The organism is Kytococcus sp. HMSC28H12, assembly GCF_001816045.1.
GTDB lineage: Bacteria > Actinomycetota > Actinomycetes > Actinomycetales > Dermatophilaceae > Kytococcus > Kytococcus schroeteri.
This window is the reverse complement of the sequence record NZ_KV824408.1, coordinates 1-3,133: the sequence shown is the minus strand read 5'-3', so window position 1 is coordinate 3,133 and position 3,133 is coordinate 1. Positions and strand designations below refer to the sequence as shown.

Genomic DNA, 3,133 nt, shown 5'->3' with positions numbered 1-3,133 from the left:
ACGAGCACCAGCAGGCCGAGGGCATGGTGAAGCAGGTCGGCAAGGAGGGCCGCGCGGACGCCCTGGCCCGGGCCGGCGCGGAGCGGGAGCACCTCGCGGCCGACCTTGCCCGCGTGCAGGCCCGGGCGGACGCGCTGCGCCTGCTGCTGGAGACCCTGCGTGCCCGTCGGGCCGAGGCCCAGGCGGCGTACGTACGGCCCTTCCGGGAGGCCCTCGAGGAGCTCGGCGCCGTGGTCCACGGCGACGGCTTCTCCGTGGACGTCTCGCCGGACCTCGCCATCACCTCCCGCACCGTGGACGGGGTGCCGGTCCCGCTGGCGGACCTCTCCACCGGCGCCCGGGAGCAGCTGGCGGTTCTCAGCCGCCTGGCCGTGGCCCGTGTGGTGGACCCCGGTGAGGGCGTCCCGGTGGTGCTCGACGACGCCCTGGGGTGGACCGACCCGGACCGTCTACGGAGCATGGGTCGTGCCCTCGGGCGGGCGGGGGAGGACGCGCAGGTCATCGTGCTCACCTGCACGCCCGGCCGCTACGACGCGGTCCCCGGCGCCCACGTGGTGCACACCGACGACCTGCGGGCCGCCGCGGCTGCGTCCGGACGGGCCACGGACTAGCGTGGAGGGCGAATCCCGCCGACGGCGGGGCCGGGCGCCGCTCCACGGGGCGCGCCCGGACCGGACACCCAGGAGGTGCTCATGAACGACAAGCCCACCCGCATCAGTGCCCAGCGCGAGATCCCGGCCTCCACCGCCGAGGTCTTCGACGTGCTCTCCCTGCCGGAGAACCACGTGAAGCTCGACGGCTCGGGCTTCGTCCGCTCGGTCGGCCACGGCGACCGCATCACCGAGGTCGGCCAGGTGTTCACCATGAACATGGAGGGCGACCACATGGGCGGCGAGTACCAGACCGACAACCACGTGACCGGGTACAACAAGAACCAGTCGCTGGCCTGGAAGACCGCTCCGGCCGGCACCGAGCCGCCCGGCTGGGAGTGGGCGTGGACCCTCGAGGCCCAGGGTCCGGACTCCACCCTCGTGACCGTCTCCTACGACTGGTCCGAGGTCACCGACGAGGCCCTTCTGCAGAAGGTCGGCTTCCCGCTGGTGCCGCAGGAGGCCCTCGAGGACTCGCTGGAGAAGCTCGCGGCCGAGGTCGACTGACCCCGCGAGGGGCACGACAGGGGCACGCGGATCGCACGAAGGACGCACGCCCCACGCACAGGACCCCGCTCCCCGGCCGGATCTGGCCGTCGGAGCGGGGTCCTGTGCGTGTGCCCCCGGCAGGATTCGAACCTGCGACACCTTCTTTAGGAGAGAAGTGCTCTTCCCCTGAGCTACGAGGGCGGGTGCGTCGCGCGGTCGCACAGTCTACGGGTCCGCGGGCAACTACCCTGCCCCTGTGAGCACCGAGCCCCAGTCCCCCACCCCCGTCGGTCGCGCGACGTCCGCCGCGTGGTCGTCCGCCCTCGCCGACTCGGGTGGGCGCAACAGCCTCATCTGGGGTCCGCGGCCGGGCCTGTCCCTGGACCTGGTGGCCGCCCACCCCGGTGGCGTGGCCAAGCTGCTCTCCGGCCAGCCGGTGCTCCTCAGCGACCTCGTCCGCGCCCCCGGGCCGCGCGCCCGCGCCCTCGCCACGGCCCTCGCCATCGCCGAGCGCGCGCAGGAGATGGAGGACGACTGGGGCCTGACCACCTGCTTCGTCACCTCCGGCACCGCCACCTGGGACGTCCCGGGAACGCTCGCCCCGGCCGCCGCGGTGGTGCTTCGCCCGGCCCGGGTCACCGTGGTGGACCCGGCGCGCAGCGAGGTGGAGTTCGCCCTCACCGGCATCCCCGAGGTGAACCCGGCCCTACTGCGCTTCCTGCGCGTCTCCCACGGCGTGGACCTCGACCCGGTGGTGCTCGCCGAGATGGTCGACCGCCTCCACGCCCGCACCGACGACCCGCTGCTGCGCCACCTGGAGATGCTCTGCCGCGCCGTGCCCGGCTTCACGGTCCGCTCGGGGCAGCGCCTGGCCACGCTCACGCACGCCAAGGACGCCGGCATCGCCGACCTGGCGGAGGTCACCGCCGCGCCCTCGCGCCTGGTCACCCAGCTGGCGGCGGCCACCGGCGGCCGTGACACCAACCCGGTGGCCCCGCACCTGCCCCGCGTGGCCGGGGTGACCCGCAACGTGGTGTGCCCGCTCGATGCCGTGCAGCTGCAGGTGCTCGACCTGGTGGCCGCCGAGCAGGACGTCCTCGTGGAGGCCCGCCCGGGCACGGGCCGCACCAGCCTGCGCTCGGCCCTCGTGGCCGATGCCGTGGCGCACGGCCGCACGGTGCTGGTGGCCGCGGCGGACGCGTCGGTGCGCCGCCAGGTGGCCGCCGTCATCGACAACTGGGCCGAGTCCGAGGTGCCCGTGGCCTGGGGGGTGGCCCGCACGCGTGACGAGGAGGTCACCCAGCACGCCGCCCTCACCGCCGCGCTGGAGCGCCTGGTGGAGGGCGGCGACCCGGCCCCGGTGTCCACGGCGGACCCCTCGCGGACGTCGCTCGACGAGGCCCTGGCACAGCACCTGGGGCACGCGGCCACGGTGCACGACAAGCGCCAGCCGTGGGGCGTGAGCGTCCACGACCTGCACCAGCGCCTGGCCGCCCTGGCGGGGACGCCGACGCCGCCCTCGGTGGTGGTGCCGCTGGACGACGAGGTGGTGCAGCGCATCAGCGTGGCCGACCTGCCGGGTGTGCAGGCCGACCTCACGGACCTGGCCCGCCGGGGCGCGTGGTCGGTGCGGGCGCGGGAGAACGCCTGGTTCGGCGTGCACGCCGACGACGAGGCGGAGGCGCAGCGCCTGGCCGCGGTGGCCCGTGGCCTGGCCGAGGGTCGCCTGCAGCAGGTGCGCGACGACCTCGCCGCCGTGGCTGAGAGCCTCGGGGTGCCGCCGGTCGGCTCGCTGGAGGAGGGGCTGCGCCTGCTGCGCCTGGCCCGCTCCGTGCGGCTCACCGTGCAGCGCTTCGGGCCCGCCGTGTTCGAGGAGGACCTCGACGCCTGGTCCGCCGCCCACGGTGGTCGCGCGCCGCGTCCGCTCGGTGGGCTGCAGGCCCGCCGGACCCGCGCCCACGTGCGCGAGCTGCTGCAGGAGCACGGTGCCGACC

The 3,133-nt window shown here is 75.5% G+C and carries 3 protein-coding genes and 1 tRNA gene; 3 read left to right on the top strand and 1 reads right to left on the bottom strand.

Translation table 11 applies throughout. The annotated features are described in order from the left end of the window. A partial coding sequence (locus HMPREF3099_RS05270; RefSeq protein ID WP_371327509.1) for an ATP-binding protein occupies positions 1-611 on the top strand: 611 nt, incomplete at its 5' end. 81 nt (positions 612-692) lie between these two features. Continuing rightward, on the top strand, positions 693-1,157 hold the full coding sequence (locus HMPREF3099_RS05265) for an SRPBCC family protein (RefSeq protein WP_070704930.1): 465 nt from the start codon (positions 693-695) through the stop codon (positions 1,155-1,157). 111 nt (positions 1,158-1,268) lie between these two features. Here the strand turns inward: HMPREF3099_RS05265 and HMPREF3099_RS05260 are convergent. After that, positions 1,269-1,340: transfer RNA gene (locus HMPREF3099_RS05260), tRNA-Arg, on the bottom strand. 55 nt (positions 1,341-1,395) lie between these two features. Here HMPREF3099_RS05260 and HMPREF3099_RS05255 point away from each other — a divergent pair. Continuing rightward, positions 1,396-3,133: DEAD/DEAH box helicase family protein (locus tag HMPREF3099_RS05255; RefSeq protein WP_168168446.1), on the top strand; the 1,738-nt coding region annotated here is incomplete at its 3' end.

Excerpts from the sequence above, each read along its gene's own strand:
- HMPREF3099_RS05265 (WP_070704930.1), top strand. The coding sequence starts at position 693 with ATGAACGACAAGCCCACCCGCATCAGTGCCCAGCGCGAGATCCCGGCC.